This window comes from Lysobacter sp. TAB13, assembly GCF_052113885.1.
GTDB lineage: Bacteria > Pseudomonadota > Gammaproteobacteria > Xanthomonadales > Xanthomonadaceae > Lysobacter > Lysobacter gummosus.
Genome location: NZ_JBFRDR010000155.1, coordinates 1 through 492 on the forward strand (window position 1 = coordinate 1; position 492 = coordinate 492).

The 492-nt window shown below is 67.8% G+C and carries 1 pseudogene; it reads left to right on the forward strand.

The features are described from left to right. Positions 1-492, forward strand: a pseudogene (locus AB4Y92_RS25605) (methyl-accepting chemotaxis protein); the annotation flags it as partial.

A 492-nucleotide genomic window follows, 5' to 3' on the forward strand; every position in this document is an offset into this window, starting at 1 on the left:
GCCGAGGAGCGTGCCGCCGAGATCACCGCCATCGTCAAGGCGACCTTGCTCGACATGGACTATGCCATCTCGGTCTATCTCGAAGCCTCCGAGCACGCCCGCCTCAAGGTCGAGGCGGAAGCCCGCGCCGTCGAGCAGGCCAAGGCGGACGAGCGCGACAGGGTCGTCAGCCTGGTCAGCGAGGGCATGGCCGCGCTCGCCAAAGGTGACCTGACCTTCCGCATGGATGCGGAGATGCCGCCCGAATACGCGCTGCTGCGCAGCCATTTCAATCATGCCATGGAACAGCTCGGCGAGATGGTCACGACCATCCAGGCGACGTCGGGCTCGATCGCCACCTCCTCGCAGGAGATCGCCTCCGGCGCCGACGACCTGTCGCGGCGCACCGAGGAACAGGCCGCCGCGCTCGAACAGACGGCAGYCACCACCGAAGAGCTCGCCGCGTCCGTCAAGACCTCGGCGCAGTCTTCGCGCGAGTCGGTTGCGCTGGCC